Below are 26,682 nucleotides of genomic sequence, written 5' to 3'. Positions count from 1 at the left end.
GTAAAATAAAAAATCAGAATTATCTATTTTGTCCAATCTTGCCACTGAAGATCTGTAACACGCTGAAATTCTTTTACATTATGTGTAATAAGAACAGCATTTAAACTCAATGCGTGACAAGCAATCCATAGATCATTATTTCCGATAGGTCTCCCTTGTTTTTTGAGTGTATTTGCCCATTTGCCATAATGTAAACAGATTTGTTCATTGGGATATAGTACATTTACTCGTTCAGTAAGTAATTCTATTGCTCGTATTGATTGCTCATAATTTTGACTACTAAAGGCGCCTTTAATAAGTTCAGCATAAGTAATAAAGCTGATAACTAAGCGATCATTAGGCAATAATTGTGATACTCGTTCGGCAACAATTTTGGGGCGATTTTTCATTAAATAAATAATGATATTGGTGTCTAACATATAAATCATAAATTTTCTCGCTCCTGAGGCGGTAAATCATCACGCGCTTCAAGTGCTTGAATAAAGGTCTCATCAAATCCTTCAAATAACGCAAGAAAATCATCTGTTTTTTTAGAAACTGGGCGTAATACCACATCCCCATTTTCCTTTCGGAAAATTTCTACGGTATCGACATCAAAACGAAAGTCCATCGGGATCCGAACAGCTTGGCTGTTACCACTTTGAAACACTTTAGCAAGCATATTTACCCTCCTGTATATACTATGTATTTAATAAGTATATACTAATCATTTCAATTGCTGTATGCAAGTAAGAAGATTAAATCGCTGTTGTTTTATTTAACCGCAATCATCGAGCCAAAATTAAAGCATTGGAACCAAAGCTCTACTTGTGAAAATCCTACGTTTTTTAACCGCACTTTGTGTGTCTCAATAGAGTCTGTACGCATCACATTTTCAAGTGCAGTGCGTTTCTGGCTCACTTCAAGTTCGCTATAACCATTGGCACGTTTGAATTGGTGGTGCAAGTCAATAAGCAAATTATTAACATTGGTATCTTCAAAACGGAATTTTTCAGAAAGTACTAATACGCCATTTGGATTTAAGCCTTTATAGATTTTGGTAAGCAATGCGATACGATCTTCAGGCGGTAAAAATTGCAAGGTAAAGTTGAGAATGACCATTGAGGCATTTTTAATCTCAATGTAGCGAATATCATTACAGAGAATTTCTACTGGTATCTCACTATGATATGCCGCAATATGTTGGCGACAACGTTCAACCATCGGTTGAGAATTATCGATACCAATAATTTTTACGTTTGGTTGATGAATATTTCGACGTGCAGAAAGTGTGGCGGCACCTCGCGAGCAACCAAGATCATAAACATTACTATCAGCCGTGACGAAACGTTCCGCCAGCATACCGATTGCAGTAATAATGTTGGAATAGCCCGGCACGGAGCGTTGAATCATATCTGGAAAGACTTCAGCAACGTTTTCGTCAAAGATGAAATCCCCCAATTTAGCAATGGGGGTAGAAAATAGAGTATCTTTTACCATAATGTGTTAAAGGCAGAGAGAAAGGGACATTATTTTAGAAGAAATTTAATAAATTATGATTTAGGAAATAAATGCGCCATGGCACTTTCTTCTTGTTTAATACGCACGCCTAGGATAAGCAAATAAATGGGTAATCCAATCAATGCGGTATATTTTGCTTGGCAGAAAAGCGATAAACCAATTAACTCGGGAATAATGTTTAAGAAATAATTCGGGTGACGTACATATTTAAACAAGAAAGAGCGGTTAATGTGATGTTCCGGTAAAATGTAAAGTTTTACTGTCCAAATCTCTTTTAGCTCATAAATCACATAAAATAGCATTGCAATAGCAAAAATTAAAATCGCTAACCCTATTTGTGAAGTGCTATTAAATGACAAGTTTTGGTTATTAGCCTCAATGATCGCCGCAAAATAAAATACAACATGGGCAATGGACAACAGTGTGGAATTGCGTTTACCATACTGTATTGCACCCTTTGCAATGAGTGCTTTTTCATGACGAATTGAAATAGACAGACTGTAAAAACGGATCGCTAAAATACAGGCAAAAGTAATATTGATAAATAGCATGTGGTTATCCTTAACGTAATTTAATCTCAACAAGCCACACAATATAACAAAAAATCTGATGATATGGCACAAAAAAGCCTTTATTTTGAACATTTATTACTTTTCTTTGCTTTTTTGATTGATTTGTCAGCATAAATAACCTTTTTATCTCTCTTGGTTTTCCGCTATAATTGTGGCAGATTTTTGAGCATAATTAAAAGAGTACAAAGGATTTTGAAATGATGCGTACACATTATTGCGGAGCATTAAACCGTAACAATATCGGACAAGACGTAACATTAAACGGTTGGGTTCATCGCCGTCGTGATTTAGGTGGTTTAATTTTTATTGATATGCGTGATCGTGATGGCGTTGTGCAAGTTTGTTTTGATCCGAAATATCAAGAAGCATTGACAGCGGCTGCGGGTTTACGTAACGAATTTTGTATCCAAATTAAGGGTGAAGTGATCGCGCGTCCTGAAAACCAAATCAATAAAAATATGGCGACAGGCGAAGTGGAAGTGTTAGCGAAAGAATTGCGTGTTTACAATGCTTCTGATGTGTTACCTCTCGACTTTAACCAAAACAATACGGAAGAACAACGTTTAAAATATCGTTATTTAGATTTACGTCGCCCTGAAATGGCACAACGTTTGAAAACCCGTGCGAAAATTACCAGCTTTGTGCGTCGTTTTATGGATGACAATGGTTTCCTTGATATTGAAACCCCAATGCTTACCAAAGCAACGCCAGAAGGTGCGCGTGACTATTTAGTGCCAAGCCGTGTACATAAAGGCAAATTCTATGCGTTGCCACAATCACCACAGCTTTTCAAACAGCTTTTAATGATGTCTGGTTTTGACCGTTATTATCAAATCGTAAAATGTTTCCGTGATGAAGATTTACGTGCAGATCGTCAGCCTGAATTTACTCAAATCGATGTGGAAACCTCTTTCTTAACTGCGCCAGAAGTACGTGAAATTATGGAACGTATGGTACACGGCTTATGGCTTGATACCATTGGTGTAGATTTAGGTAAGTTCCCAGTGATGACTTGGCAAGAAGCAATGCGTCGTTTTGGTTCTGATAAGCCAGATTTGCGTAACCCATTAGAAATGGTTGATGTAGCTGATATCGTCAAAGATGTTGAATTTAAAGTATTTAATGAGCCTGCAAACAATCCAAACGGCCGTGTGGCAGTCATTCGTGTACCAAATGGTACAGAAATCACTCGTAAACAAATTGATGAATATACACAATTTGTTGGAATTTACGGTGCAAAAGGTTTGGCTTGGGCGAAAGTAAATGATATCAATGCTGGCCTTGAAGGCGTACAAAGCCCGATTGCGAAATTCTTAAATGAAGAGGTATGGAAAGCATTAGCAGAACGTATGAAAGCACAAACTGGCGATATTTTATTTTTCGGTGCAGACAAATGGCAAACTACGACGGATGCAATGGGTGCATTGCGTTTGAAATTAGGTCGCGATTTAGGTTTAACTCGTTTAGACGAATGGCAACCACTTTGGGTGATTGATTTCCCAATGTTTGAACGTGATGATGAAGGCAATCTTGCCGCAATGCACCATCCATTTACGTCGCCAAAAGATTTTAGCCCAGAGCAATTAGAAGCCGATCCAACAAGTGCGGTAGCAAATGCTTACGATATGGTGATCAATGGCTATGAAGTAGGCGGTGGTTCAGTACGTATTTTCGATCCGAAAATGCAACAAACCGTATTCCGTATTCTTGGCATTGACGAAGAACAACAACGCGAAAAATTCGGTTTCTTATTAGATGCGTTAAAATTTGGCACACCGCCACATGCAGGTTTAGCATTTGGTTTAGACCGTTTAACTATGCTTTTAACAGGCACGGAAAACATTCGTGATGTAATTGCTTTCCCGAAAACTACGGCTGCAGCTTGTTTAATGACAGAAGCGCCTAGTTTTGCGAATCCGCAAGCGTTGGAAGAGTTGGCAATTTCTGTCGTTAAAGCAGAATAAGTTTGAAATATTAGGAATGAAGTGCGGTCAGATTTGACCGCATTTTTAATGATGCAATACAAAAATAATCAATCTGTTCTCGTTGTAATTTACGCTAAAGATACAAATCTAGTTTTAATGCTCCAACGCCAAGATGATCCTGATTTTTGGCAGTCTGTTACTGGCACCATTGAAAGTGGTGAAACACCAAAAAACACAGCAATTCGTGAGCTATGGGAAGAAGTGCGGTTAGAAATTTCGGAAAATTCCACCGCACTTTTCGATTGCAAAGAGAGCATAGAATTTGAAATTTTTCCACATTTCCGATATAAATACGCACCGAATGTGACGCATTGCCGTGAACATTGGTTTTTATTGGCAATGGAGCAAGAATTCGAACCAGTATTAAGTGAACATTTGGCATATCAATGGGTTTCCCCTGAACAAGCAATCCAAATGACAAAATCTTCCAATAATGCGGAAGCAATTAGAAAATATATTCTTAAAGATAAATAGAAGGAAAACAACATGGCAGGCCATAGTAAGTGGGCTAATATTAAACACCGCAAAGCAGCACAAGATGCACAACGCGGTAAAATTTTTACTAAATTAATTCGTGAACTTGTTACCGCAGCTAAAATTGGTGGTGGTGATGTGAGTGCTAACCCGCGTTTACGCACAGCAGTAGATAAAGCACTTAGCAACAATATGACGCGCGATACTATCAACCGCGCTATTGATCGTGGTGTAGGCGGTGGCGATGACACCAATATGGAAACCAAAATCTATGAAGGTTATGGCCCAGGTGGTACAGCGGTTATGGTTGAATGTTTAAGTGATAATGCAAACCGCACCATTTCACAGGTTCGCCCAAGTTTTACTAAATGTGGTGGTAACTTAGGAACAGAAGGCTCTGTTGGTTATTTATTTAGCAAAAAAGGTTTAATCTTAATCGCAGAAGCGGACGAAGATGCCTTAACTGAAGCGGCTATCGAAGCAGGTGCTGATGATATTCAACCACAAGATGATGGTTCATTTGAAATCTATACTGCTTGGGAAGATTTAGGTTCAGTGCGTGATGGCATTGAAGCAGCTGGCTTTAAAGTACAAGAAGCTGAAGTAACGATGATTCCATCAACAACCGTTGATCTTGATATTGAAACCGCACCAAAATTACTTCGTTTAATTGATATGTTGGAAGATTGTGATGACGTACAAAACGTATATCACAACGGTGAAATCAGTGACGAAGTGGCATCTCAACTTTAATGATGCAATAAATGGGTAATTTAATTACCCATTTTTTATAGAAATTATGAGCATTATTTTAGGTATTGACCCCGGCTCTCGCGTAACGGGTTATGGTGTGATTCGTCAAACAGGAAGACATTTGGAATATCTCGGCAGTGGTGCAATTCGCACTCAAGTTGAAGATTTACCCACCCGATTGAAACGGATTTATGCTGGAGTGGCTGAAATTATCACGCAATTTCAACCTGATATGTTTGCGGTTGAACAAGTGTTTATGGCGAAGAATGCGGATTCAGCTTTAAAACTAGGGCAGGCTCGAGGTACGGCGATTGTGGCGGCAGTAAATCATGATTTACCTGTTTTTGAATATGCCGCACGTTTAGTAAAACAAACGGTTGTGGGCATTGGTTCCGCTGATAAAGTGCAAGTGCAAGAAATGATAACTCGTATTTTGAAGTTGTCAGATAAACCTCAAGCCGATGCTGCGGATGCCTTGGCTATCGCGATTACACACGCGCATTCTATTCAACATTCTTTACATATTGCCAATTCTGTGAAAGTGACAGAAACGCAAGAAAAAATGACCGCACTTTTAAAGACCAGATATAGCCGAGGACGCTTTAGATTAAAAATTTAACTGGATGTTCGTCCAGTTTTATTTTATTCTATGCGTTAAATTTTTTATCATTCGGAAGAATTATGATCGGTCGCTTACAAGGCATTCTTTTAGAAAAACAACCTCCAGAAATTTTACTTAATGTGCAAGGCGTAGGCTATGAATTGCTTTTGCCTATGACGAGTTTCTATGATTTACCAGAAATTGGTCAAGAAACGACTTTATTCACCCATTTTGTTGTTCGGGAAGATGCTCACTTACTCTTTGGATTTGCCCAAAAAACAGACCGCACTTTATTTCGTGAATTAATTAAAACAAATGGGGTGGGGCCTAAATTAGCCTTAGCGATTTTATCCGCCATGTCGGTCGAACAATTTGCCTATGCGATAGAGAGAGAAGAACTTTCTAAACTCACTAAAATCCCAGGGGTTGGCAAAAAAACTGCTGAACGTTTGTTAGTTGAACTTAAAGGTAAATTTAAAGGTGTAAAACAAAGTGATTTCTTTGTAGAAAGTACTCATATTCCGTCAGTTCCATCTATTGAACCGCATACAGAAAATTCATCTGATGAAGCTATTTCAGCCTTGATTGCTTTAGGTTATAAACCTTCAGAAGCAGAAAAAATGGTGAAACGAGTTGCTAAGCCAGAATTAACCAGTGAACAAGTTATCCGCGAAGCGTTAAAAGCCGCACTGTAGGAAAGATATGATTGAAGCAGATAGAATTATTAGTGGGCAAGCTAAGGTTGATGAAGATGTTATTGACCGCGCTATTCGCCCTAAACTATTAGCAGATTATGTTGGGCAGCCGCAAGTACGCGAGCAAATGGATATTTTCATCAAGGCTGCCAAACTCCGTCAAGATGCCTTAGATCATTTGTTGATTTTTGGCCCTCCCGGTTTGGGAAAAACAACCCTTGCTAATATTGTGGCAAATGAAATGGGCGTGAATATTCGTACGACATCGGGGCCAGTATTAGAAAAAGCGGGCGATTTGGCTGCAATGCTAACTAATCTTGAACCGCACGATGTATTATTTATTGATGAAATCCATCGACTTTCCCCTGCGATTGAAGAAGTCCTTTATCCAGCAATGGAAGACTATCAATTAGATATTATGATTGGCGAAGGGCCAGCTGCTCGTTCTATTAAATTAGATTTGCCACCTTTTACTTTGGTTGGTGCGACCACTAGAGCGGGTTCTTTGACTTCGCCATTGCGTGATCGTTTTGGTATTGTGCAACGTTTGGAGTTTTATTCTGTAGAAGATTTAACCTCTATCGTGGCACGAAGTGCTGGCTGTTTAAATCTTGAATTAGAACAGCAGGCCGCTTTCGAGGTAGCTCGTCGTTCACGAGGCACACCTCGAATTGCAAACCGTTTATTACGACGCGTGCGTGATTATGCAGATGTACGCAATGGGGGAGTAATTTCGGTAGATGTGGCAAAACAAGCGCTTTCAATGTTGGATGTAGACGATGCTGGATTTGATTATTTAGATAGAAAATTGTTGTCTGCAGTTATTGAGCGTTTTGATGGTGGACCTGTAGGGCTGGATAATCTTGCTGCTGCTATTGGCGAAGAACGTGATACCATTGAAGATGTTTTAGAGCCTTATTTGATTCAACAGGGTTTTTTACAAAGAACGCCACGTGGACGTATTGCAACATCGAAAACTTATCGCCATTTCGGTCTGCAGAAATTATCAGACTAGATAAATTTAACTACTAAAAAAGCCTTATTGTACTCAATAAGGCTTTTTTAATTACTCACTATAACTTTTCAAATTACTTAATTTTGCTAAACCCACTTCACAACTTTTTAACTGAGTCGCTAATTCCATTTGAAGAATTTGTTGTTTGCTTTGGTTTAGTTTACTTTTGATTTTATTTACTTGAATGTGGGTTCCAGGTTGTTTTTCTGCTTGGGCAATCAAATTTTCTGTTTCTTTAAATAATTGCTCACATTGTTTAGGTATTAAATTAGATTCGGCTAAAACAGAAGTTGAAAATAAGCATAAAAGTGCGGTAAAAAAAAGCGTGATTTTTTTCATTTTAGAATCCAAAATTACTTTTCGATAGAATAAATGTCGAAATTTTTCGAAAGATAGCAAAATATGCTTGAACTGTCTAATTTTTTATTCAAAATTTGTGATGTGTGTCAAATTAATTAATCAATAAGAAATCCACAATCAATCTTTAAACTATAAAAATTTACCCCGAAATTATCCTCTAGGATGAAATCTTTCATGCAATCGTTTCAATCTCTCTTTTGCCACATGAGTATAAATCTGTGTTGTGGATAAATCTTTATGTCCTAGCAACATTTGCACCACACGTAAATCCGCACCATGATTCACTAAATGCGTAGCAAAAGCATGGCGAAGAACGTGAGGGGAAAGTGTATCCGCATCAATATCCGCGAGAATGGCATAATGTTTTACACGATGCCAGAAAGTTTGACGAGTCATTTGCTGTGCGCGCTGACTTGGAAACACAACATCAGAACTCTGCCCATTTAAGAGAACAGGACGACCATAAAGTATAAATTGACGAACCCAATAGGCAGCTTCTTCCCCCATTGGTACAATACGTTCCTTGTTCCCTTTACCAATCACGCGCACCACGCCTTGTTGTACGCTCATATTTTCAATCGTAAGCGAAACTAACTCCGTTACACGAAGCCCCGTTGCATAGAGCAACTCTAACATTGCTTTATCTCGTAACTCCAAAGGCACGTCCACATCTGGCGTATTGAGCAAATCTGACACTTGTTGCTCAGTTAAATATTTTGGCAGACAACTGGGTAATTTAGGCGAACTTAGCACCGCACTTGGATCATCCACTCGGTATTTTTCCCGATATAAATATTGGAAAAGTTTACGCATTGCACTTAACATTCGCGCGGTGCTAGTGGCTTTGTAACCTTTCTCCAAACGTTCACCCAGAAAACCTTGCAAATCTACAGCATCTAAAGTTTCCAAAGACAAGTCATTTTTATCCAACCAATCACAAAGTGCGGTTAAATCCAAACGATAAGATTGAACGGTATTTTCTGAAAGCCCTTTTTCAATCCAATATTCATTAAGAAACAAATCAATAAGCGCAAGATTTTTCATATTACTTTTCTACAAGGAAGCGATGCGTCCTATTTATGCTGAACAATCAAAAAGGCATTTAACTTGCGTGGAATCACAAAAAATGCAGCAGCCGCGATGATACTCATCAATACAAATGTCATCGCTGGCGACGTTGGATAAATCGTTCCCGCAATCGCGGTAAAAATGGCAATTAACACACCATTGGATAAACCATTATACAAACCTTGTAATTTCGCAATATGGCTTTGCGGTTGCGTAGTGATATAGCGAACAATCGCATAATGGCACACGGCATAAGTCAAACTATGCATAAGTTGCAATAAGAATATCAACCAAAAATCTTCAATATATCCCATTACAGCCCAGCGTCCAACGCACGCAATCGCAGAAATATAAAGCAGCACGCTGATAGAAATATTTTGAAATAAGCGACGAGAGAAGAAAAATAATACAATTTCTGCTAATACGCCAATGCCCCAAAGTAAGCTAGTTTGAGAAATGGAGATCCCAATACTTGTCCAATAAATCGTGCTATAAACATAATAAGCCGCATGAGAGCCTTGAATGAGTCCCACTGCAATCATTACTCGCAATGTCATTGGATTTTTCAGTAAAGCAATAAAACCAATATGATTTTGATCGCTGCCTTCAGGTATTTCATCTTTTGGGGGAATGGTCGGTTTTAAAAGCTGAATGATGGTATAGAAAGATAAAAGTGCGGTTAAAATCCACACGATATTTTGCTCGCCAACCCAGCCAATCATGCCACCAAACACCACTACGCCAAGGATAAAGGCAGCAGAGCCAATTAAACGTACTTTGCCGTAATCTAAGCCGATTTGGCGTTGCCAAGTGGATGCCAACGAATCCCCAATTGGCATTCCTGCTGAATTCACAGAGGCATATAAACCAATAGCAATAAATAACAACCAAAAATTATGTGCAACTAAACTCATTGCCGCCATAATAATGGCCGATGCTAACGCCAATAGGCGTAAGGAATTAATAATATGATTGGCTTTTTTAATCAGCGATGAAAAAAATAATCCGCCCGCAAATCGGAAAATATAAGCACTCCCGATAACTAAGCCAATCATTTCTTCGCCATATTGTTGTGATTTCAACCATGCGGGGAAGAACGGCAAAAATACGCCATAAGCGCAGTAGTAACCTAGAAAGCTCAGTGCGAGCCAATAAAAAGGACGAAGTTGCATCAGAATAAAGTTTCCATTTCTTGTGAACGAGATAAACAAGCCTGCATAGCTTGCTCTATTATTTGATTAAAATGTTGTGCGTCAAATACGGCTAACGCTGCCGCGGTGGTGCCGCCTTTTGAAGTAACATTTTCACGCAAAGTTGAAAGTGCAATTTGCGGATTTTCTGCTACCATTTTTGCTGCACCGAGCATTGATTGCTGCACTAATTCACGGGCAGTTTTTTCATCAATATTCATTTTAATTAAGGCTTTCTGCATTGCTTCTAGCATTAAAAAGAAATAAGCTGGGCTACTTCCTGAAGCGGCAGTTACTGCGTGCATTTGAGTTTCATCATCCACCCAAACCGTTCTTCCCACTGCCCCCAATAAATCTTTTGCAAAAGTGCGGTGATTTTCGCTCATATTTTTCGGTGCAAATAAACCTGCCATGCCTTCGCCCACCAATGCGGGCGTATTTGGCATAACACGCACTACTGCGTTCGCACTTGGAATTAATGCGTTCAAGCGTTCAGTTGAAATCCCCGCAGCAATGGAAATTAATAATTTATCGGAAAAATCCACCGCACTTAGTGGCGAACAAACTTCAGCCATCATTTGAGGTTTTACCGCAAGCAATACAACTTCCGCTTTGATTACGCTTTCCACATTATTTTCAGAAGTTGTCACGCCAAGATTGGCAAAAAATGCTCTTTTTTCCTCATTCGGATCATTCACAATAATTTGCTCGGCAGGATAACCTTGTTTCAACAAGCCAAGAATAATAGCCTGTGCCATATTACCGCCGCCAATAAAGGCAATCAATTTGTGTTGCATCGTTTTTCCTATTGTTATGGGCTATAATGCTACACATTTTACCCTATATTTAAGGAAGTGTTACGATGTGGTTCAAAAATTTAATGACTTATAGACTGACTAAACCGCTAGATTGGGATCTTGCACAGCTACAAACTCAACTGGAAGATTGTCAATTTCATCCTTGCGGTGCTCAAGATCAAAGTAAATTTGGATGGTCTGCTCCATTACGAGGAAGTGATTTACTCTATTTTTCTGTTGGAAAACAAATTCTATTAATCGCCAAAAAAGAAGAAAAAATCTTGCCAGCAAATGTGGTCAAACGTGAACTTGATGAACGCATTGAAAACCTTGAACAAAAAGAAAATCGCAAACTTAAAAAGGTAGAAAAACAGACATTAAAAGACGATGTTGTGATGAATTTATTACCTCGTGCATTTAGTAAAAATCAGCATACGGCACTGTGGATTGATACGGAAAATAATCTTATTCATATTGATGCCGCATCGAGTAAACGCGCAGAAGATGCACTTGCATTACTGCGTAAATCCCTAGGCTCGCTTCCTGTCGTGCCTTTAGCCTTTGCTAATGAACCCAGCACGATTTTAACCAATTGGATCCTTCAAGATAGCTTACCGCATTGGTTACTTGCATTAGAAGAAGCCGAGCTTCGCGGCAATCAGGAAGACAGCGTTATTCGTTGTAAAAAACAACCCTTAGAAAATGAAGAAATTCTCGCACTTCTGCAAGATGGCAAAAAAGTAGTAAGTAAATTAGCCTTAGAATGGGAAGATACCTTAACTTTCGTTTTTAACGAGGATTGCACCCTCAAACGTTTAAAATTTGCAGATAGTATACGTGAAAAAAATGATGATATTCTGAAAGAAGATTTTGCACAGCGTTTCGATGCAGATTTTGTACTGATGACTGGTATTTTAGCCAAACTCACCGAAAATTTATTAGATGAATTTGGTGGCGAAAAAACGAGATTATAAAATCGCGCTTTAATCATTCTGAAATGAAGTTTATTTTTACAATGTAAACCTAATATTCAGCGTATTCAAACCAGCTCTCTAAAATTAAACAGGCTGAAATACCATCGACTTTGCCTTTTTTTAATGCTTTAAAACCACCACGTTCAAAAATCTCACTACGAGCTTGCGTGGTGGTTAGTCGTTCATCTTGTAAATGGACATTAACCCCAAAACGACCTTGTAAACGATTCGCAAATTTACGAGCCAGCAAAGTCAAATTTTGTTCTGTTCCGTCCATATTTAAAGGAAGACCAACAATGACAACATCTGGCTTCCATTCTTGCAAGCATTTTTCGATCGCTTCCCAATTTGGCATACCATCTTGTGCCTTAAAAGCGGGCAAGGCTTGTGCTGTACCTGTAATACTTTGCCCTATGGCACAACCGATACTTTTAGTGCCAAAATCAAAAGCTAGAGCGGTAATTCCCATTAACTATGCCCCACTTGCGCTAAGGCAAAATTATAAGGATGAATACCAAGTAACTGATTGGCTGCCATATAACGATCTTCATAGGGCATATCAAATAAAATTTGATCCTTAGATGACGCCACCAACCACGCATTATCGCTGATTTCTTTTTCTAACTGACCAGCCCCCCAGCTTGAACATCCTAGTGCAACAAGATATTTTTCAGGTGCAAAAGTTGAACCGAGCGTTTCCACTACATCAGCGGAGGTTGTCATTGAAAGTTCCTCTGTGACTTTATAAGTATGCTGAAAGGCATTAAGCGTATTCTTATGTAAAATAAACCCTCTTTCTGTATGCACAGGCCCGCCTGCGACCACCATTTCGTTACCAAAAGTGCGGTCATTTTTCATCATAAAATTGAGTTTTGAATAAAGTTCCGCAATGCTTAAATCTGTCGGCTGATTAATGACCAAACCCATTGAACCCTGTTCATTATGCTCACACATAAATACTACCGTGCGATTAAAATAATCGTCTAAATGTGGCATTGCGATCAAAAATTTTCCTTGTAATTCCATCATTCGCCTAAATCCCCAAAACAAATTTGTAATGCAGTTATCGCTGCAAGTGATGCAGTTTCAGTACGTAAAACACGTTTTCCTAATAAAATTTCTGTAAATCCTTGCTGTTCAGTTTGTGCAATTTCTTGTGCAGATAATCCACCTTCCGAGCCAATTAATAAACGAACACCCTCAGATGGAATACTCGGTAAGGTTTTAATAGAATAGTGCGCGCGTGGATGTAAATTCAATTTCAATGCACCATCATTTTCTGCACACCAATCTTGCAATTTCATCAATGGACGAATTTCTGGCACGCTATTACGACCGCACTGTTCGCAAGCTGCAATCGCAATTTTTTGCCATTGTTGGATTTTTTTATCCATTCGCTCTGCATCAAGTTTTACGCCACAGCGTTCTGACCATAATGGAGTAATCACATTTACCCCCAATTCTACGGATTTTTGAATGGTAAATTCCATTCGTTCTCCGCGAGAAATCACTTGTCCTAAATGGATTTTTAAATTGGATTCTTTATCCGCAAGCTCACGCCCTAAAATTTCTACTTTTACGGACTTTTTATTTGACTCAATAATTTTTGCTGGATAAATATGATTAGAATCATCAAAGAGTTCAAGCTGTTCGCCTTCTGTCATTCTTAATACTCGAGCAACGTGATTTGCTGCGTCTTCTGAAAGATAACATTGAGTTTGATTTTCAAGGGATATTGGATGATAAATTCTTGGTATGCGCATAATGTTTATTTATATGAGTGAAAAAGTGCGGTCATTTTAACTGGTGTTTTTATCGGATATTCATCTTGCGACGAATAAACGCCATCATACTATGCAAGAGTAAAAACAATAAAGACAAAGCATACAAAGGCATATTTCCTAATACAGAATAAGGGGTTTTGCCTTCCGCAGGTGCAATTTTATAAGTCAAAGTTGTTTCAATAAATTGTGGTGCCTGCGCTAATACCTTACCTTGCGCATCAACAAAAACTGAAATTCCTGTATTCGTTGCACGAATAAGCGGTTTGCCTAATTCTAAAGCACGCATTCTTGCCATCTGTAAATGTTGCCAAGGCCCGATAGAATCGCCAAACCATGCATCATTAGATAACGTGAGCAAATAATCCGTATCTTGTTTCAAATTTTGTCGCACTTGCTCGCCGAAAATAATTTCATAACAAATTGCTGGCGAAAAAGCACGTTTTTTTGCGATTAAAGAGGGTTGAACTGCCTCCCCACTTTGAAATGCTGACATTGGTAAATTAAACACTGAATTAAGTGGTCGCAAAATACTTTCTAGCGGAACATATTCCCCGAAAGGCACAAGATGATGTTTATTATAACGATTTGGCGTATCTGGTTGATAAGGAAAATCTGGGTTTCCTGCAGTCATAATTGAATTTAATAACTTACTAGATTTCGTATCTTGGAATACAGTTCCAACCATAATTTCCGTTTTCGTTTCTTTAGCTGCACGCTCTAATCCCTCAAAAAATGGCATAATCGCATTTTCAAGCGTTGGCAAAGCTGATTCAGGCAAAATAATTAAATCAGTTTTACCAAGATTTTCTGTGATTAATTTTTGATAAATCGCCAAAGTAGAATAGAAATAATTAGGATCCCATTTAAGATTTTGTTCAATATTACCTTGTGCAAGCGTGACTGAAATTGCCTTATCTTCAACAGATTTTACAAAGTGAATTTGCGATGAATAAGCACTTAATCCCCCCATGATAATCAATAACAAAGCATTCGCTAAAACTAATTTAAGGTTTTTCGTTTTAAACAAAGAAGAAACGAGATTAAAAATGACCGCACTTGCCCAAACAGTAAAGAACGTTAATCCTGTTACGCCAAAAATAGGGGCAATGCCATAAAATGGGCTGTCAATTTGTGTATAACCAAATTGAAGCCAAGGAAAACCAGTAAAAATCCAACCCCGTAAAAATTCTGTCAATGTCCAAATCACGGCAAAAATTACCGCACTTTGCACTTTGAAACGCTGAACCAAATAGGTAAATAGCATTGGATATAGTGCAAGATAAGCCGCAAGTAAACCGACAAGGAAATAACTTACCCCTAAAGACGCACCACCAAATTGATGAATGCTGACATTAAGCCAACTTACTCCAAAGCAGAAAAATCCCATCGCCCACAAGAAAGTGGATAAAAGTGCGGTGGATTTTTTAGGATTTTTAGCGACATAAAGTAAACCGAGTAAAGAAACATAAGCCAAAGGCCAATAATCAAATGGCGAAAAGGCAAAAACACCGAGTAAACCTGATATAATCGCAATAAGATAAGTAAAATATTTATTCATAAATTTAATTGATAATAAAACCCTATTCAGATTTTTCATCTACATTATTCATTTCTGCCAAATGTTCATCTGGCACTGTGACTCGAAGTTGAATTAATCGACGACTATCTGCAGAAGTCACTTTAAATTGAAGATTTTTCAAAATAATTTCTTCCCCACGTTTTGGTAAATAACCAAAAGTCTGCATAATCAGACCGCCAATGGTATCCACTTCTTCATCATCAAAATCCGTATTAAATTGCCCATTGAAATCATCAATATCGGTGAGCGCACGCACTGCATAGGTATGACGAGAAAGCTGACGAATATCCGCAACCTCTTCTTCATCAAATTCATCTTCAATATCGCCAACAATTTGTTCCAAAATATCTTCAATGGTAACAAGACCTGATACCGCACCAAATTCATCCACCACAATGGCCATATGAAAACGCTCTGAGCGGAAATCTTTCAACATACGATCCACTCTTTTGCTTTCTGGCACAATCACGACGGGGCGCAATAATGAAGATAAATCAAAGACTTCCGCATCTTCACGTAAAAATTTTAATAAATCTTTTGCGTGCAAAATGCCCACTATATTATCGCGATCATCCGCATCGGCAATCACAGGAAAACGAGAATGAGCGGATTCAATAATTGTGTTTAAACAAGTATTTAAATCTTGTTGATCTTCAATAAAAATAATTTGTGAACGAGGAATCATAATATCGCGAACACGAAGTTCCGCAATTTCCATCACGCCTTCAATCATTTCACGCGTATTTTGATCAATTAAATCATTTTGTTCTGAATCGCGAATCACTTCCACAAGTTCTTCACGATTTTTTAATTCGCCTTGAAAAAAGCAACCAAATAAAGATTGGAAAAAAGGTTTTTTTGTATTTTCAGATTGGTTTGAATTTTGCTGTTCGTCGTTCATATTGATTTGTGTTTGATGTCTTATTGACGGCGAAAAAGTATCATATTTTGGAAAAAATCGCAAAAATCGAAAAGACGAAAATCAATAAAAATAACCGTACATTGGGTTTAAACCTAAAGTGCGGTTAAAAATACACAATTTTTACGGAGAGGGGAAAATTCTAGACAACAAAATATTCTTATTTTGTTTATATGACGAAAAGTATCTATGTTGTGGATAACTTGTGAATAATGGATTTTTGATTGTGAATTGATCTCGTAAAAAGAGGGCAAAGATCCTTATCACATCAAACTTCAAAATAAATCGGGTTATTTGTAACCAAAAGATCTTAAATAAAAATAAACCGCACTTTTTACATACAAAAATGGAAGAAAATGCGGTAAAAAAATACAATTTTTAAAATGGCTTTATTCACAAAAGATCTTTTTACCATCTCTTTGAGTTATTCAATATTTCTGTGGATAAAATTGTGGTTGAGAAAATCTGTAATGTTGTATAACTCAAATTAACTTTTTTAATAAAATTTCAGCTTTAAATTTATTCCTTTTAATTCAACTGGTTAGAAGTAAAAGAATGAACGCATTTAGAATACACAGAATACCCAAAATTTGATGTTTAATTTTTATACAGATTATTTCACACTGGATAAATAACGTTCCCAATCAAAATATTGACCAGGATCGATCTTACGTCCTGGCGAAATATCACAATGTCCAACAATTCGATCTTTCGTAATCTTCGGGTAACTTTTCATTATTACATTGGTAAGTTCTTGCAATGAAAAATATTGAGCGTCGGTAAAAGGCTGTTCATTACTCCCCTCCAACTCAATTCCAATGGCAAAATCATTACATTTTTCTCGTCCTTGAAAACTCGATACGCCTGCGTGCCAAGCACGATCATTAAAATTGACATATTGCGTAATTCGCCCATTTCGTTCGATCAAACAATGGGCAGAAACACGCATTTGATAAATTTCTGCAAAATAAGGATGGATCTTAGGATCTAATTTCCCTTGAAAAAAATCATCCACATATCCGCCACCAAATTGTTCTGGCGGCAGACTAATATAATGAATAACTAATAAGGAAATATCCTGCGGATTTGGGCGTTTATCAAAATGCGGAGATGGAATTTGCCGACAATCGGTCAATATACCTTGTTCAATATCTTTTAGTTTTTGCATACATTTTTCCTTTTTTTGCGATCAGGATCGCAGAAAAAGTGCGGTCAATTTTACAAACAAATTTTTCCTTTTCACAATGTCGTTGCCAACAAAGGCTTAATAAAAGGAAAATGAATGAAATTAACAACACTGCAAACCTTGAAAAAAGGGTTTACATTAATCGAGCTAATGATTGTGATTGCAATTATTGCTATTTTAGCCACTATCGCAATTCCTTCTTATCAAAATTATACCAAAAAAGCTGCGGTATCCGAATTACTGCAAGCTTCTGCGCCTTATAAGGCTGATGTGGAATTATGCGTTTATAGCACAGGCAAACCTTCTACTTGCTCAGGAGGAAGCAATGGAATTGCAGCTGATATTACAACAGCAAAAGGCTATGTAGCCTCAGTGAAAACTCAATCAGGTGGTATTACAGTAAAAGGGAATGGCACATTGGCAAATATGGAATATATTTTGCAAGCTAAAGGTAATGCTACAGCAGGTGTAACTTGGACAACAACCTGCAAAGGAACGGATGCCTCTTTATTTCCAGCAAATTTTTGCGGAAGTGTCACAAAATGACGAGCTATGCTTTACTTCATACTCAGCGTGTAATTGCTCAAAATGGCGAAGTATTTACGATCTCGCCAGATTTATGGGAACGCAATCAGCAACAACAATCCTTGCTCTTACGTTATTTTGCTTTGCTACTTAAAGAAGAAAATAATCGTCTTTGGCTAGGGGTTGATTCTCTCTCCAATCTTTCAGCCTGTGAAACCATTGCGTTTATAACGGGAAAACCTGTCGAACCAATTTTGTTAGAAAGCAGCCAACTCAAAGAACTGTTACAACAACTTACTCCGCGTCAAATGCAAGTGGAAGAACAAGTTAAATTCTATCAACATCAAGAAACCCATTTTGAACAAGAAAATGATGAACCTGTTATCCGCTTACTTAATCAGATTTTTGAATCTGCCTTACAAAAAAATGCCTCTGATATTCATTTAGAAACCTTGGCTGATCAGTTTCAAGTGCGGTTTAGAATTGATGGTGTTTTACAACCACAACCCTTAATAAGCAAAATATTCGCCAATCGTATTATTTCACGCTTAAAATTACTGGCTAAATTAGATATTAGTGAAAATCGACTTCCACAAGATGGGCGGTTTCAATTTAAAACGACTTTTTCCGATATTCTTGATTTTCGCCTTTCAACCTTACCAACCCATTGGGGCGAAAAAATCGTGTTGCGAGCGCAACAAAATAAACCAGTAGAACTTAGCTTTTCTGAATTAGGTATGACAGAAAATCAGCAACAAGCATTTCAACGCGCACTTAGCCAGCCACAAGGATTAATTTTAGTCACTGGTCCAACAGGAAGTGGAAAAAGTATCTCACTTTACACCGCACTTCAGTGGCTAAATACGCCTGATAAACATATTATGACAGCGGAAGATCCCATTGAAATTGAGCTGGATGGCATTGTTCAAAGCCAAATTAATCCACAGATTGGACTAGATTTTAACCGCCTATTGCGCACTTTCTTACGCCAAGATCCCGATATTATTATGTTAGGCGAAATTCGCGATGAAGAAAGTGCAAGGATTGCATTACGTGCGGCACAAACTGGGCATTTGGTGCTTTCAACTTTACATACCAATGATGCAATTTCTGCCATTTCTCGCTTACAACAACTCGGTATTCAGCAACATGAAATTGAAAACAGTTTACTACTCGTCATTGCACAGCGTCTTGTACGAAAGCTTTGTTCAAAGTGCGGTGGAAATTTAGCAAATTCTTGTGATTGCCATCAAGGTTATCGAGGTCGAATCGGCGTGTATCAATTTCTACATTGGCAGCAGAATGGCTATCAAACGGATTTTAAAAATTTACGTGCGAGTGGTTTAGAAAAAGTTAATCAAGGAATAACAGATGAAAAAGAACTTGAACGTGTGCTAGGTAAAAACTCATGACTAAAAAACTCTTTTATTATCAAGGTAGTAACGCATTAAATCAGAAACAAAAAGGCTCAATTATTGCGGATACAAAACAACAAGCACACTTTCAATTAATAAGCCGCGGGATTACTCACATCAAATTACAACAAAACTGGCAATTTGGGGCAAAGCCCAAAAATTCAGAAATTAGCGAATTACTCAATCAATTAGCCACGTTGCTACAGTCCGCTATTCCGTTAAAAAACAGTCTGCAAATTTTGCAACAAAATTGTACTCAAATTGTACTCAATGAATGGCTTGAACGACTACTTCAATCTATTGAAGCTGGTTTAGCATTTTCACAAGCCATTGAACAACAAGGGAAATATCTCACACAACAAGAAATTCAACTGATTCAAGTGGGAGAAATGACAGGCAAACTAGCCGTAGTTTGTAAAAAAATAGCCACACATCGCAGCCAATCTTTAGCATTACAACGTAAATTACAGAAAATCATGTTGTACCCCTCAATGGTGTTAGGAATTTCTCTATTATTGACACTCGCATTACTGCTTTTTATCGTGCCTCAATTTGCTGAAATGTACAGTGGCAATAATGCTGAGTTACCAACAATAACTGCAATATTGCTCTCTATATCCAATTTTCTTAAGCAAAATATTGGCATTTTGCTATTTTTCGTTTTGAGTTTTTTTCTATTTTATTATTTCTATTTAAAACGCCAGACTTGGTTTCATCAAAAGAAAAATCAACTTATTTCTATCACGCCTATTTTTGGCACAATTCAAAAGCTTTCACGTTTAGTGAACTTTAGTCAAAGTTTACAAATTATGTTGCAGGCCGGCGTACCGCTTAATCAGGCACTAGACAGTTTTCTTCCTCGCACACAAACTTGGCAAACCAAGAAAACGCTTGTAAACGATATGGTATTAGATAAAGAAGTGCGGTCAATTTTGCAATGGGTTTCTCAAGGCTATGCGTTTTCTAATAGCGTAAGTAGCGATCTTTTCCCGATGGAAGCACAACAAATGCTACAAATTGGCGAGCAAAGCGGAAAACTCGCTTTGATGCTAGAACATATTGCGGAAAATTACCAAGAAAAACTTAATCATCAAATTGACTTACTCTCACAAATGCTAGAACCATTAATGATGGTAATCATCGGCAGTCTGATTGGGATTATTATGATGGGAATGTATTTACCTATCTTTAATATGGGATCAGTTATTCAATGATTTACTTCACAATGTTTTTATTAGGCGGCATCTTAGGGATCGCATTGTGGTTCTATCTATCTGGTTTTATTACGCATTTGCAGCAAGAGATTTATGCGACTTACGTTGAATTATTTCCACAAAACCGTTCTCCATTTCAACCGCACTTTGCCTCTATTCAACAAAAAAAGTGCGGTCATATTTTGAGGTATTTTTTTAGTATTGGGGTTGGATTTATATTTTTACAAATTGCCTTCAAAGATTCTATTTTTACTGTATGGATCGGACTCACACTTATTATTCTTTGGACAATCAGTTATCTTGATTGGCACTATCAACTTATTTCTACGACACCCTGTTTATGGTTACTTACTCTAGGATTATTTGGAGCAGACAATAACTTTTCATTGCTAACGTTATCTGAAAGCATAAAAAGTGCAGCTAGTTTTTTTATTGTTTTCTACGCAATCTATTGGATTGCAAAATGTTATTACTGCAAAGAAGCCTTTGGACGGGGAGATTATTGGCTAGCAATGGCATTAGGAAGTTTTATTCATTTAGAAACCTTACCGCACTTTTTATTATTAGCCTCAGTGCTTGGAATATGTTTTTCGCTTATTCATAAAAAGAAAAAAGAATTTATACCTTTTGCCCCTTTTATGAACTTATCGGCTATCATCATTTATTTCGTCAAATATTACGGATATTAAAAAGGGGAAAACATAATATTTTCCCCTTGTTCTTCATAGAAGTGCGGTTGCTTTTACGAACGTTTCATCACTTCAAAAAACTCTTCGTTGGTTTTCGCCATCATCAGCTTATCAATCAAGAATTCCATTGCATCCACTTCATCCATTGGATTAAGAATCTTACGAAGAATCCACATTTTTTGTAATTCATCAGATGTTGTGAGTAAGTCTTCTTTACGAGTACCAGAGCGTTTAAAGTCAATGGCTGGGAATACGCGTCTTTCTGCAATTTTACGAGAAAGGTGTAATTCCATATTACCTGTACCTTTAAATTCTTCGAAAATAACTTCATCCATTTTCGAACCTGTATCAACTAGTGCTGTGGCAATAATCGTTAAACTGCCGCCTTCTTCCACATTACGTGCAGCTCCAAAGAAACGTTTTGGACGATGCAACGCATTAGCATCCACACCACCAGACAAAATTTTACCTGAAGCTGGGGTTACCGTATTGTAAGCGCGCGCTAAACGAGTAATAGAATCAAGCAAAATGACCACATCTTTTTTATGCTCTACTGAACGTTTCGCTTTTTCGATTACCATTTCAGCCACTTGAACGTGACGAGTTGCGGGTTCATCAAAAGTAGAAGCAATGACTTCGCCTTTTACTGAACGTTGCATTTCTGTCACTTCTTCTGGGCGTTCATCAATCAATAATACGATAAGTTCCACATCGGGGTAATTATGCGTGATACTTTGCGCAATATTTTGCAACAACATTGTTTTACCCGCTTTTGGCGGAGCTACGATCAAACCACGTTGACCTTTACCAATTGGGGATGCTAAATCCAAAATACGTGCGGTTAAATCTTCTGTTGAGCCATTGCCTCGCTCCATTCTTAAACGCGAATTAGCGTGCAATGGCGTTAAGTTTTCAAATAAGATTTTGCTACGAGAAACTTCAGGTTTGTCATCATTAACTTGATCAACTTTTAAAAGTGCGAAATAACGTTCGCCTTCTTTTGGTGGGCGAATTTTACCTTCGATTTTATCACCAGTTTGAAGATTAAAACGACGGATTTGACTTGGGGAAACATAAATATCATCAGGGCCTGCAAGATAGGAACTGTCGGCAGAACGAAGGAAACCAAAACCATCTGGTAAAATTTCTAACACACCACCGCCGAAAATATCTTCGCCACTTTTGGCGTGCTGTTTTAAGATTGCAAAGACAATATCTTGTTTACGCAAACGAGCTAAATTTTCTAAGCCCATTTGCTCCTCACCGAGTTTCACAAGATCAGAAACAGGCGTATTTTTAAGTTCTGTTAAATGCATAATGAATAAATGTTGGAATTAATAAGAATTGATTATTCGAATGGTGGGCTTGCACCCTTTGAATGGCGCGTAAATTACCACTAAAACCCTACGCTGTCTAGCTTTTATTAGCATTTAATATAAAAAATTACCGCACTTTTTTTAAGAACTTATTTTGGAAGTTTAGCCGTCTAGATTGTTATTTATTTGATTTTTAATTAGAATACGGACAATTTGTAAGGTTATCAATAAGCACTTAAGGGAAATTATGGCGAATTGGGACGGAAAATATATCAGCCCTTATGCAGAACACGGCAAAAAAAGTGAGCAAGTAAAAAAAATTACAGTATCTATTCCCATTAAAGTACTGGAAATTTTGACGAATGAACGCACTCGCCGCCAATTAAAAAGTTTACGTCACGCAACTAACAGTGAATTGCTTTGTGAAGCATTCTTACACGCATTCACAGGACAACCTTTACCCACCGATGCAGATTTAATGAAAGAGCGTAATGATGAAATCCCTGAAGATGCCAAAGTGCTTATGCGTGAATTAGGTGTCGATCCAGAAAGCTGGGAATATTAACCGCACTTTTCACTTATCCGTTCAAGCCATTCAAAATTAAACATTCAGGGTTGTCATTGCCCTGACAACTGTCGTGCCAGTGCTGCAATTTTTGTACCATTTTTTGTAACTGTTCTATTTGTTGATTTAATGTCGCAATATGTTGAGCAGTTAGCACTTTCACTTCTCGGCAGCTACGCTTAGGATTATCTTGTAGTGCTAATAATTGTGCGATTTGATGTAACGAAAACCCAACATTGCGTGAGTGTCGAATAAAATGCAACCTTTCTAAATCACTTTCTCCATAATTTCGATAGCCTGACAAACTGCGAACAGCGGGTTTAATTAACCCTATTTTTTCATAATCACGGATTTGTTTTGTAGATAAACCTACTAATTTTGCGGCTTCACTAATATTCATAAAAAACTTCTTGACCTTAACCTTATGTAAAGGTTTATAGTTTAACCATCAATAAAACAACTAACAAGGAGTAAAAATGAAAACTATCACATTAAACATAAAAGGCATACATTGCGGCTGTTGCGTAAAAAGTCTTACTCAAGTTTTAACTGAATTAGATGGTGTACAATCTGCTGATGTGCAATTAGAGGGTAAAGTAAATATTACTTTTGATGAAAATCGAGTCAATGTTGCACAGCTGATTGAGGTCATTGAAGATGCTGGATTTGACGCCACAGAGTAAAAAATTTCAATTCAGATTGGTGGGATGGCCTGCCAATCGCATTCATCAATAAAACAACTAACAAGGAGTAAAAATGAAAACTATCACATTAAACATAAAAGGCATACATTGCGGCTGTTGCGTAAAAAGTCTTACTCAAGTTTTAACTGAATTAGATGGTGTACAATCTGCTGATGTGCAATTAGAGGGTAAAGCAAATATTACTTTTGATGAAAATCGAGTCAATATTGCACAGTTGATTGAGGTCATTGAAGATGCTGGATTTGACGCCACAGAGTAAAAAAATTTCGATTCAGATTGGTGGGATGACCTGCCAATCTTGTGCCAATCGCATTCATCAATAAAACAACTAACAAGGAGTAAAAATGAAAACTATCACATTAAACATAAAAGGCATACATTGCGGCTGTTGCGTAAAAAGTCTTACTCAAGTTTTAACTGAATTAGATGGTGTACAATCTGCTGATGTGCAATTAGAGGGTAAAGCAAATATTACTTTTGATGAAAATCGAGTCAATGTTGCACAGTTGATTGAGGTCATTGAAGATGCTGGATTTGACGCCACAGAGTAAAAAAATTTCGATTCAGATTGGTGGGATGACCTGCCAATCTTGTGCCAATCGCATTGAAAAAGTTTTAAATAAAAAACCATTTGTGCAACAAGCAGGCGTAAATTTTGCTGCCGAAGAAGCACAAGTTGTATTTGACGCTACGCAAGCAAGCGAAGCTCAAATTATAGAGATTATCCATAAAACAGGTTTCTCTGCCCATATCAAACAAGCCAACGAATTACCAATAGAAGAAAATACATCAATCCCTTGGCGATTAATCGTACTTTGGATAATCAATATTCCATTTCTGATTGGAATGCTTGGTATGATAGGTGGCTCCCATCACTTAATGTTACCGCCGATTTGGCAATTTGCATTAGCGAGCATTGTGCAACTTTGGTTAGCCATTCCATTTTATCGCGGAGCAATCGGTAGTATTCGTGGTGGACTTGCCAATATGGATGTACTGGTCAGCATAGGAACGCTCACTATTTATCTTTATTCTGCTTTTATGCTGTTTTACCACGCCGATCATGCAATGGGGCATGTGTATTTTGAAGCTTCTGTAATGGTAATTGGTTTTGTCAGTCTTGGGAAATTTCTTGAAGATCGCACTAAAAAGCACAGCCTAAATAGCTTGAGTATGCTCTTGCAACTGACACCGAAAAAAGTCACTGTTTTACGTAATGACAAATGGACTGAAATTGCCCTTGACCAAGTCAATATCGGCGAAATCATTCGTGCGAATCAAGGCGAGCGTATTGCGGCAGACGGCATAATTGAAAGTGGAAATGGATGGTGTGATGAAAGCCATTTAACGGGCGAGTCTCGTCCAGAAGAAAAACAGAAAGGTGGAAAAGTATTAGCGGGGGCGATGGTAACAGAAGGTTCTATTATCTATCGAGCAAATCAGCTTGGTAGCCAAACCTTACTTGGCGATATGATGAATGCATTATCAGATGCACAAGGTTCAAAAGCACCCATTGCTCGATTTGCTGACAAAGTTGCTTCCGTGTTTGTGCCTGTCGTTTTAGTGATTTCACTTGTTACTTTCGCACTCACTTATATTCTGACGAATGATAGTGTGTCTTCACTTATTCACGCGGTATCCGTGCTTGTGATTGCTTGCCCTTGTGCCTTGGGATTAGCCACACCAGCAGCCATAATGGTTGGTTTAGGTAAAGCAGTCAATACTGGCGTATGGTTTAAAGATGCGGCTGCAATGGAGGAAACCGCCCATGTGGATACCGTTGTGCTTGATAAAACAGGCACATTAACAAAAGGCGAGCTTGAAATCTCTGCTTTATGGCAGCCACAAAGTGCGGTGTATTCTGAAGACGATTTGTATCGTTTTGCAGCAGCAGTTGAACGACAAGCTAACCACCCAATTGCAAAAGCTATTGTGCAAGCAGCAGAACAAAAAATGTTAGAAATTCCCACCGCACTTTTTTCAAAGATGGAAGTGGGTCAAGGCATTCAAGCCGAATTAGAACAAGTGGGAACAATAAAAGTCGGTAAACCCGATTATTGCGGTTTAATCTTGCCTAAAAATTTAGAGGATATTTGGCAAATTGCGAGCATTGTCGCGGTATCCATAAATGATGAACCCATCGGTGCATTTGCGCTGACGGATACTTTAAAAAACGATAGCTTGCACGCCATTCAACGCTTACAACAGCAAAATATTGATGTCGTAATTATGAGTGGCGATCAACAATCTGTCGTGGATTACATAGCGAAACAACTCGGCATTAAGAAAGCCTTTGGGAAACTAACTCCAAGAGATAAAGCGGAACAAATCCAAAAGCTGAAAGCTCAAGGTCATATTGTCGCAATGGTAGGCGATGGAATAAATGATGCGCCTGCTTTAGCCGCGGCAAACGTCAGTTTTGCGATGAAATCAGGTTCAGATATTGCAGAACAAACTGCCTCTGCAACGCTTATGCAACATTCGGTGAATCAACTTGTGGATGCACTTTTTATTGCAATAGCAACCTTGAAAAATATCAAACAAAATCTATTTTTTGCTTTGATTTACAATATTCTCGGCATACCCCTTGCAGCTTTCGGTTTTCTTAGCCCTATAATCGCTGGTGCTGCTATGGCGTTGAGCTCAATTTCCGTATTGATGAACGCCTTAAGATTGAAAAAAGTGCGGTTCTAATTTCATTTATTTTTATACGCAATCGGTGTCGTCATCGCACCGATTTTTTTGTCGCTGAAAATTACCGCACTTTTTATAAAAAAATTTTAACTTGATCACAATTTTAGA

The 26,682-nt window shown here is 37.9% G+C and carries 32 protein-coding genes; 16 read left to right on the top strand and 16 right to left on the bottom strand.

Going from position 1 to position 26,682, the window contains the following annotated elements; all coding sequences use genetic code 11:
• Positions 1-23: 23 nt before the first annotated feature.
• The 4 genes from ACPT9C_RS03435 to ACPT9C_RS03420 all read right to left on the bottom strand — a co-directional run bounded on the left by ACPT9C_RS03435 (position 24) and on the right by ACPT9C_RS03420 (position 2,051).
• Positions 24-428 carry a type II toxin-antitoxin system VapC family toxin gene (locus tag ACPT9C_RS03435; protein ID WP_050948994.1) on the bottom strand — a complete coding sequence of 135 codons (405 nt, stop codon included), beginning with the start codon at positions 426-428 and terminating at the stop codon, positions 24-26.
• Complete coding sequence (locus ACPT9C_RS03430; RefSeq protein ID WP_005656316.1) at positions 425-661, bottom strand: antitoxin; 237 nt, start codon at positions 659-661, stop codon at positions 425-427. Before ACPT9C_RS03430 ends, ACPT9C_RS03435 begins: the two co-directional genes overlap by 4 nt.
• 92 nt (positions 662-753) lie before the next feature.
• The gene (gene cmoA, locus ACPT9C_RS03425; RefSeq protein WP_021035687.1) at positions 754-1,479 is read right to left on the bottom strand and encodes a carboxy-S-adenosyl-L-methionine synthase CmoA; all 726 of its coding nucleotides are present in this window, start codon (positions 1,477-1,479) and stop codon (positions 754-756) included.
• A gap of 53 nt (positions 1,480-1,532) precedes the next feature.
• Complete coding sequence (locus ACPT9C_RS03420) at positions 1,533-2,051, bottom strand: isoprenylcysteine carboxyl methyltransferase family protein (RefSeq protein WP_005688985.1); 519 nt, start codon at positions 2,049-2,051, stop codon at positions 1,533-1,535.
• A gap of 218 nt (positions 2,052-2,269) precedes the next feature.
• Between ACPT9C_RS03420 and aspS the strand changes: the two genes are divergently transcribed.
• The 6 genes from aspS (at position 2,270) to ruvB (ending at position 7,595) form a co-directional block, all read left to right on the top strand.
• The gene (gene aspS / locus ACPT9C_RS03415) at positions 2,270-4,036 is read left to right on the top strand and encodes an aspartate--tRNA ligase (RefSeq protein WP_050948993.1); all 1,767 of its coding nucleotides are present in this window, start codon (positions 2,270-2,272) and stop codon (positions 4,034-4,036) included.
• A gap of 21 nt (positions 4,037-4,057) precedes the next feature.
• Complete coding sequence (gene nudB, locus ACPT9C_RS03410; protein WP_050948992.1) at positions 4,058-4,531, top strand: dihydroneopterin triphosphate diphosphatase; 474 nt, start codon at positions 4,058-4,060, stop codon at positions 4,529-4,531.
• A gap of 12 nt (positions 4,532-4,543) precedes the next feature.
• A complete protein-coding gene (locus ACPT9C_RS03405) occupies positions 4,544-5,284 on the top strand; it encodes a YebC/PmpR family DNA-binding transcriptional regulator (RefSeq protein ID WP_005662961.1) in 741 nt (246 codons plus the stop codon).
• 46 nt (positions 5,285-5,330) lie between these two features.
• On the top strand, positions 5,331-5,903 hold the full coding sequence (gene ruvC / locus ACPT9C_RS03400; protein ID WP_050847307.1) for a crossover junction endodeoxyribonuclease RuvC: 573 nt from the start codon (positions 5,331-5,333) through the stop codon (positions 5,901-5,903).
• 62 nt (positions 5,904-5,965) lie between these two features.
• Positions 5,966-6,580, top strand: a complete 615-nt coding sequence (ruvA, locus tag ACPT9C_RS03395) for a Holliday junction branch migration protein RuvA (protein WP_050948991.1) — start codon at positions 5,966-5,968, stop codon at positions 6,578-6,580.
• 7 nt (positions 6,581-6,587) lie between these two features.
• Positions 6,588-7,595, top strand: a complete 1,008-nt coding sequence (gene ruvB / locus ACPT9C_RS03390) for a Holliday junction branch migration DNA helicase RuvB (RefSeq protein ID WP_011961739.1) — start codon at positions 6,588-6,590, stop codon at positions 7,593-7,595.
• 51 nt (positions 7,596-7,646) lie between these two features.
• On the opposite strand, the gene ACPT9C_RS03385 is transcribed toward ruvB, so the two are convergent.
• The 4 genes from ACPT9C_RS03385 to proC form a co-directional block, all read right to left on the bottom strand.
• Positions 7,647-7,934 carry a DUF5339 domain-containing protein gene (locus ACPT9C_RS03385; RefSeq protein ID WP_005656308.1) on the bottom strand — a complete coding sequence of 96 codons (288 nt, stop codon included), beginning with the start codon at positions 7,932-7,934 and terminating at the stop codon, positions 7,647-7,649.
• A 171-nt stretch (positions 7,935-8,105) separates the two neighbouring features.
• Complete coding sequence (gene xerD / locus ACPT9C_RS03380; RefSeq protein WP_050948990.1) at positions 8,106-8,999, bottom strand: site-specific tyrosine recombinase XerD; 894 nt, start codon at positions 8,997-8,999, stop codon at positions 8,106-8,108.
• 29 nt (positions 9,000-9,028) lie between these two features.
• On the bottom strand, positions 9,029-10,195 hold the full coding sequence (locus tag ACPT9C_RS03375; RefSeq protein WP_005660002.1) for a 3-phenylpropionate MFS transporter: 1,167 nt from the start codon (positions 10,193-10,195) through the stop codon (positions 9,029-9,031).
• Entirely contained in the window at positions 10,195-11,010 is an 816-nt protein-coding gene (gene proC, locus ACPT9C_RS03370) for a pyrroline-5-carboxylate reductase (RefSeq protein ID WP_050948989.1), read from the bottom strand. Before proC ends, ACPT9C_RS03375 begins: the two co-directional genes overlap by 1 nt.
• 65 nt (positions 11,011-11,075) lie before the next feature.
• Here proC and rdgC point away from each other — a divergent pair, with 65 nt between their 5' ends.
• A complete protein-coding gene (rdgC, locus tag ACPT9C_RS03365; protein WP_050948988.1) occupies positions 11,076-11,984 on the top strand; it encodes a recombination-associated protein RdgC in 909 nt (302 codons plus the stop codon).
• 49 nt (positions 11,985-12,033) lie between these two features.
• On the opposite strand, the gene ruvX is transcribed toward rdgC, so the two are convergent.
• The 6 genes from ruvX to ampD all read right to left on the bottom strand — a co-directional run bounded on the left by ruvX (position 12,034) and on the right by ampD (position 17,434).
• Positions 12,034-12,453, bottom strand: a complete 420-nt coding sequence (ruvX, locus tag ACPT9C_RS03360) for a Holliday junction resolvase RuvX (protein WP_050948987.1) — start codon at positions 12,451-12,453, stop codon at positions 12,034-12,036.
• Positions 12,453-13,013 carry a YqgE/AlgH family protein gene (locus tag ACPT9C_RS03355; RefSeq protein WP_005654097.1) on the bottom strand — a complete coding sequence of 187 codons (561 nt, stop codon included), beginning with the start codon at positions 13,011-13,013 and terminating at the stop codon, positions 12,453-12,455. Before ACPT9C_RS03355 ends, ruvX begins: the two co-directional genes overlap by 1 nt.
• A complete protein-coding gene (gene rsmE, locus ACPT9C_RS03350; RefSeq protein WP_005691816.1) occupies positions 13,010-13,747 on the bottom strand; it encodes a 16S rRNA (uracil(1498)-N(3))-methyltransferase in 738 nt (245 codons plus the stop codon). The genes ACPT9C_RS03355 and rsmE overlap by 4 nt, the downstream gene beginning before the upstream one ends.
• 49 nt (positions 13,748-13,796) lie before the next feature.
• Positions 13,797-15,326 carry an apolipoprotein N-acyltransferase gene (lnt, locus tag ACPT9C_RS03345; RefSeq protein ID WP_423717151.1) on the bottom strand — a complete coding sequence of 510 codons (1,530 nt, stop codon included), beginning with the start codon at positions 15,324-15,326 and terminating at the stop codon, positions 13,797-13,799.
• Between the two features lie 22 nt (positions 15,327-15,348).
• Complete coding sequence (gene corC / locus ACPT9C_RS03340) at positions 15,349-16,248, bottom strand: CNNM family magnesium/cobalt transport protein CorC (protein ID WP_050948985.1); 900 nt, start codon at positions 16,246-16,248, stop codon at positions 15,349-15,351.
• Positions 16,249-16,879: 631 nt separating this feature from the next.
• Positions 16,880-17,434 carry a 1,6-anhydro-N-acetylmuramyl-L-alanine amidase AmpD gene (gene ampD / locus ACPT9C_RS03335; protein ID WP_005691822.1) on the bottom strand — a complete coding sequence of 185 codons (555 nt, stop codon included), beginning with the start codon at positions 17,432-17,434 and terminating at the stop codon, positions 16,880-16,882.
• Positions 17,435-17,548: 114 nt separating this feature from the next.
• Between ampD and ACPT9C_RS03330 the strand changes: the two genes are divergently transcribed.
• The 4 genes from ACPT9C_RS03330 to ACPT9C_RS03315 are packed head-to-tail and all read left to right on the top strand — an operon-like array spanning position 17,549 to position 21,295.
• Positions 17,549-17,998, top strand: coding sequence for a prepilin-type N-terminal cleavage/methylation domain-containing protein (locus ACPT9C_RS03330; RefSeq protein ID WP_005691824.1), 450 nt, complete (start codon positions 17,549-17,551; stop codon positions 17,996-17,998).
• On the top strand, positions 17,995-19,389 hold the full coding sequence (locus ACPT9C_RS03325; RefSeq protein WP_005691826.1) for a GspE/PulE family protein: 1,395 nt from the start codon (positions 17,995-17,997) through the stop codon (positions 19,387-19,389). Before ACPT9C_RS03330 ends, ACPT9C_RS03325 begins: the two co-directional genes overlap by 4 nt.
• Positions 19,386-20,606, top strand: a complete 1,221-nt coding sequence (locus ACPT9C_RS03320; protein ID WP_050948984.1) for a type II secretion system F family protein — start codon at positions 19,386-19,388, stop codon at positions 20,604-20,606. The genes ACPT9C_RS03325 and ACPT9C_RS03320 overlap by 4 nt, the downstream gene beginning before the upstream one ends.
• Positions 20,603-21,295 (top strand): prepilin peptidase, encoded by a 693-nt coding sequence (locus ACPT9C_RS03315; RefSeq protein ID WP_050948983.1) that lies wholly within the window; start codon positions 20,603-20,605, stop codon positions 21,293-21,295. Before ACPT9C_RS03320 ends, ACPT9C_RS03315 begins: the two co-directional genes overlap by 4 nt.
• Positions 21,296-21,348: 53 nt before the next feature.
• Here ACPT9C_RS03315 and rho read toward each other — a convergent pair whose 3' ends face one another.
• Positions 21,349-22,611: a transcription termination factor Rho gene (gene rho / locus ACPT9C_RS03310; protein WP_005629550.1), complete on the bottom strand. Its 1,263-nt coding sequence runs from the start codon at positions 22,609-22,611 to the stop codon at positions 21,349-21,351.
• Positions 22,612-22,858: 247 nt separating this feature from the next.
• Between rho and metJ the strand changes: the two genes are divergently transcribed.
• Positions 22,859-23,176 (top strand): met regulon transcriptional regulator MetJ, encoded by a 318-nt coding sequence (metJ, locus tag ACPT9C_RS03305; RefSeq protein WP_005631186.1) that lies wholly within the window; start codon positions 22,859-22,861, stop codon positions 23,174-23,176.
• Positions 23,177-23,189: 13 nt separating this feature from the next.
• Here metJ and cueR read toward each other — a convergent pair whose 3' ends face one another.
• Positions 23,190-23,576, bottom strand: a complete 387-nt coding sequence (gene cueR / locus ACPT9C_RS03300; protein WP_005648963.1) for a Cu(I)-responsive transcriptional regulator — start codon at positions 23,574-23,576, stop codon at positions 23,190-23,192.
• A gap of 76 nt (positions 23,577-23,652) precedes the next feature.
• Here cueR and ACPT9C_RS03295 point away from each other — a divergent pair, with 76 nt between their 5' ends.
• The 4 genes from ACPT9C_RS03295 (at position 23,653) to ACPT9C_RS03280 (ending at position 26,574) form a co-directional block, all read left to right on the top strand.
• On the top strand, positions 23,653-23,859 hold the full coding sequence (locus ACPT9C_RS03295) for a heavy-metal-associated domain-containing protein (protein WP_005666693.1): 207 nt from the start codon (positions 23,653-23,655) through the stop codon (positions 23,857-23,859).
• A 73-nt stretch (positions 23,860-23,932) separates the two neighbouring features.
• Positions 23,933-24,139 carry a heavy-metal-associated domain-containing protein gene (locus ACPT9C_RS03290; protein ID WP_012054944.1) on the top strand — a complete coding sequence of 69 codons (207 nt, stop codon included), beginning with the start codon at positions 23,933-23,935 and terminating at the stop codon, positions 24,137-24,139.
• Positions 24,140-24,224: 85 nt separating this feature from the next.
• Complete coding sequence (locus ACPT9C_RS03285; RefSeq protein ID WP_005631184.1) at positions 24,225-24,431, top strand: heavy-metal-associated domain-containing protein; 207 nt, start codon at positions 24,225-24,227, stop codon at positions 24,429-24,431.
• Positions 24,406-26,574, top strand: a complete 2,169-nt coding sequence (locus tag ACPT9C_RS03280; RefSeq protein WP_061671299.1) for a heavy metal translocating P-type ATPase — start codon at positions 24,406-24,408, stop codon at positions 26,572-26,574. Before ACPT9C_RS03285 ends, ACPT9C_RS03280 begins: the two co-directional genes overlap by 26 nt.
• The last annotated feature ends 108 nt before the right edge of the window (positions 26,575-26,682 follow it).

It is taken from the genome of Haemophilus sp. HN_Hi16, assembly GCF_049823435.1.
In the GTDB taxonomy this organism is placed as follows: domain Bacteria; phylum Pseudomonadota; class Gammaproteobacteria; order Enterobacterales; family Pasteurellaceae; genus Haemophilus; species Haemophilus influenzae_D.
This window is presented reverse-complemented; position numbering and strand designations above follow the sequence as displayed.

Bases quoted from the DNA above. Each gene is read 5' to 3' on its own strand.
- ACPT9C_RS03435 (WP_050948994.1), bottom strand. From the start codon at position 428: ATGATTTATATGTTAGACACCAATATCATTATTTATTTAATGAAAAAT.
- ACPT9C_RS03295 (WP_005666693.1), top strand. From the start codon at position 23,653: ATGAAAACTATCACATTAAACATAAAAGGCATACATTGCGGCTGTTGC.
- ACPT9C_RS03405 (WP_005662961.1), top strand. From the start codon at position 4,544: ATGGCAGGCCATAGTAAGTGGGCTAATATTAAACACCGCAAAGCAGCA.
- ACPT9C_RS03420 (WP_005688985.1), bottom strand. From the start codon at position 2,051: ATGCTATTTATCAATATTACTTTTGCCTGTATTTTAGCGATCCGTTTT.
- lnt (WP_423717151.1), bottom strand. From the start codon at position 15,326: ATGAATAAATATTTTACTTATCTTATTGCGATTATATCAGGTTTACTC.
- rho (WP_005629550.1), bottom strand. From the start codon at position 22,611: ATGCATTTAACAGAACTTAAAAATACGCCTGTTTCTGATCTTGTGAAA.
- ACPT9C_RS03385 (WP_005656308.1), bottom strand. From the start codon at position 7,934: ATGAAAAAAATCACGCTTTTTTTTACCGCACTTTTATGCTTATTTTCA.
- xerD (WP_050948990.1), bottom strand. From the start codon at position 8,999: ATGAAAAATCTTGCGCTTATTGATTTGTTTCTTAATGAATATTGGATT.
- metJ (WP_005631186.1), top strand. From the start codon at position 22,859: ATGGCGAATTGGGACGGAAAATATATCAGCCCTTATGCAGAACACGGC.
- ACPT9C_RS03325 (WP_005691826.1), top strand. From the start codon at position 17,995: ATGACGAGCTATGCTTTACTTCATACTCAGCGTGTAATTGCTCAAAAT.
- ACPT9C_RS03430 (WP_005656316.1), bottom strand. From the start codon at position 661: ATGCTTGCTAAAGTGTTTCAAAGTGGTAACAGCCAAGCTGTTCGGATC.
- rsmE (WP_005691816.1), bottom strand. From the start codon at position 13,747: ATGCGCATACCAAGAATTTATCATCCAATATCCCTTGAAAATCAAACT.
- rdgC (WP_050948988.1), top strand. From the start codon at position 11,076: ATGTGGTTCAAAAATTTAATGACTTATAGACTGACTAAACCGCTAGAT.
- ACPT9C_RS03375 (WP_005660002.1), bottom strand. From the start codon at position 10,195: ATGCAACTTCGTCCTTTTTATTGGCTCGCACTGAGCTTTCTAGGTTAC.
- ruvC (WP_050847307.1), top strand. From the start codon at position 5,331: ATGAGCATTATTTTAGGTATTGACCCCGGCTCTCGCGTAACGGGTTAT.
- cmoA (WP_021035687.1), bottom strand. From the start codon at position 1,479: ATGGTAAAAGATACTCTATTTTCTACCCCCATTGCTAAATTGGGGGAT.
- ruvB (WP_011961739.1), top strand. From the start codon at position 6,588: ATGATTGAAGCAGATAGAATTATTAGTGGGCAAGCTAAGGTTGATGAA.
- ACPT9C_RS03355 (WP_005654097.1), bottom strand. From the start codon at position 13,013: ATGATGGAATTACAAGGAAAATTTTTGATCGCAATGCCACATTTAGAC.
- aspS (WP_050948993.1), top strand. From the start codon at position 2,270: ATGATGCGTACACATTATTGCGGAGCATTAAACCGTAACAATATCGGA.
- ruvX (WP_050948987.1), bottom strand. From the start codon at position 12,453: ATGGGAATTACCGCTCTAGCTTTTGATTTTGGCACTAAAAGTATCGGT.
- ampD (WP_005691822.1), bottom strand. From the start codon at position 17,434: ATGCAAAAACTAAAAGATATTGAACAAGGTATATTGACCGATTGTCGG.
- ACPT9C_RS03320 (WP_050948984.1), top strand. From the start codon at position 19,386: ATGACTAAAAAACTCTTTTATTATCAAGGTAGTAACGCATTAAATCAG.
- proC (WP_050948989.1), bottom strand. From the start codon at position 11,010: ATGCAACACAAATTGATTGCCTTTATTGGCGGCGGTAATATGGCACAG.
- ACPT9C_RS03290 (WP_012054944.1), top strand. From the start codon at position 23,933: ATGAAAACTATCACATTAAACATAAAAGGCATACATTGCGGCTGTTGC.
- ACPT9C_RS03280 (WP_061671299.1), top strand. From the start codon at position 24,406: ATGCTGGATTTGACGCCACAGAGTAAAAAAATTTCGATTCAGATTGGT.
- ruvA (WP_050948991.1), top strand. From the start codon at position 5,966: ATGATCGGTCGCTTACAAGGCATTCTTTTAGAAAAACAACCTCCAGAA.
- ACPT9C_RS03315 (WP_050948983.1), top strand. From the start codon at position 20,603: ATGATTTACTTCACAATGTTTTTATTAGGCGGCATCTTAGGGATCGCA.
- cueR (WP_005648963.1), bottom strand. From the start codon at position 23,576: ATGAATATTAGTGAAGCCGCAAAATTAGTAGGTTTATCTACAAAACAA.
- corC (WP_050948985.1), bottom strand. From the start codon at position 16,248: ATGAACGACGAACAGCAAAATTCAAACCAATCTGAAAATACAAAAAAA.
- ACPT9C_RS03285 (WP_005631184.1), top strand. From the start codon at position 24,225: ATGAAAACTATCACATTAAACATAAAAGGCATACATTGCGGCTGTTGC.
- ACPT9C_RS03330 (WP_005691824.1), top strand. From the start codon at position 17,549: ATGAAATTAACAACACTGCAAACCTTGAAAAAAGGGTTTACATTAATC.